Here is a 1,540-nt window from a genome sequence, read left to right on the forward strand (position 1 = left end):
CGGATCGATGATTTGAGCTGCGGATTGGGTAAAACTTTGGATTAGCGGATCAATGCTAGATGGAATGAAATTGGCACTGAATCCTCCCGAAACACCCGCAAAGGCCGCTGCTATGCCTGCAAGGGGATGTCTTCCGGCTGCATAGAAAATCACACCCCCCAGAGGAATCACCAAAACATACCCTGCATCCGCAGCGGTATGGCTGACAATAGCAACCAAAACCAAAATTGGAGTAAGCAGCGATTTAGGCGTCACTCCCAATAAAAATTTCAAACCTGCATTGATAAATCCGGAATGTTCTGCCACTCCTACTCCAAGCATAGCCAGCAAAACAACCCCCAAAGGCGGAAAGTTGATAAACACGCCGGTCATATTGGCAAAAAAAGCTGCAAACTGAGTTCCCGTCAGTAGGTTCTGAATGCGGAGTTCTCCCCCATTTCTCGGGTCTACTGCACCAAAGTCAATCGGTGAAAGCAATGCCGACAGTACCCAGGTAAAAAGCATCAATACCAAAAACAGGATAGCCGGATCCGGCAGTTTGTTTCCTGCTTTTTCTATAAAATCCAAAAATCTGTCCAAAAAGGATTTGGGTTTGCTCTCAATATTGCTCATAATCGCTTAAATTGGGTTTTGATAAAAATAATAAGCTTTTGCAATTTTCATATCATACCTCCCACTCTTTCTCCACTTTAAGATGTCAATCGACCTATTTTCCCCTCCCAAAGAAATCCTAAAAGAACTTGAAGATTTCAGAAGCTTTTTGGATATGACCATACCTGCAAAAAAATTGGACAAGAACGTCCTGATTTGCACATGGAACATCCGGATGTTTGGAGACCTCACCATGAAATGGGAATCAGGTGAAAATGACAGCCCCAAAAGGGATGCCCATGCACTACTTTGCATTGTGGAGATCATCAAAAGGTTTGACATTATTGCTGTACAGGAAGTAAGGGGAAATTTCAAAGGATTGAGAGAAACCATGCACCTCCTTGGGTCTGATTGGAGTTTTCTGATGACTGATGTGACCGCAGGTTCCAAAGGAAACAATGAAAGATTGGCTTTCATATTTGATACCCGCAAAGTCAAATTGTCCGGACTTGCCTGTGAGATCGTCATTCCTGATGAAGTTTTGGAGAAAAATAAAGAAATCCAATCGGATGCACTGAAACGGCAATTTGCCAGAACTCCATATGGAGTAAGTTTCAAGGCAGGTAAAAGCACCTTTGTATTATTGACACTCCATGTCCTGTTTGGCTCAAAATCACAGGATCGGGTTGGCGAGATCCAAGCGATAGCAGACTGGATCTTGGATTGGTCAAAAGACATGGCCTCATGGAACCATAGTCTGCTGACTTTGGGGGATTTTAACCTCATGAGAAAGGGAGATCCTACCTTCGATGCATTTCTCTCTACCGGACTTTTTATTCCAAATGACCTTCAGGAACAAGACAGGACAGTTTTTAAAAAAACCAACACGTTTTACGACCAAATCGCCTGGTTTGAAAACAACATCAACTTGAAATATGTACAGGGAGGC

At 43.2% G+C, this 1,540-nt stretch carries 2 protein-coding genes; one reads left to right on the forward strand and one right to left on the reverse strand.

Annotated elements, in window-relative coordinates; all coding sequences use genetic code 11:
• Positions 1-612: AbgT family transporter (locus ACZFYI_RS20295; RefSeq protein ID WP_462525937.1), on the reverse strand; the 612-nt coding region annotated here is incomplete at its 3' end.
• An 82-nt stretch (positions 613-694) separates the two neighbouring features.
• Between ACZFYI_RS20295 and ACZFYI_RS20300 the strand changes: the two genes are divergently transcribed.
• Positions 695-1,540 (forward strand): endonuclease/exonuclease/phosphatase family protein (locus ACZFYI_RS20300; RefSeq protein WP_462525938.1); only part of this gene is annotated, 846 nt, incomplete at its 3' end.

This window comes from Aquiflexum sp. (genome assembly GCF_977115555.1).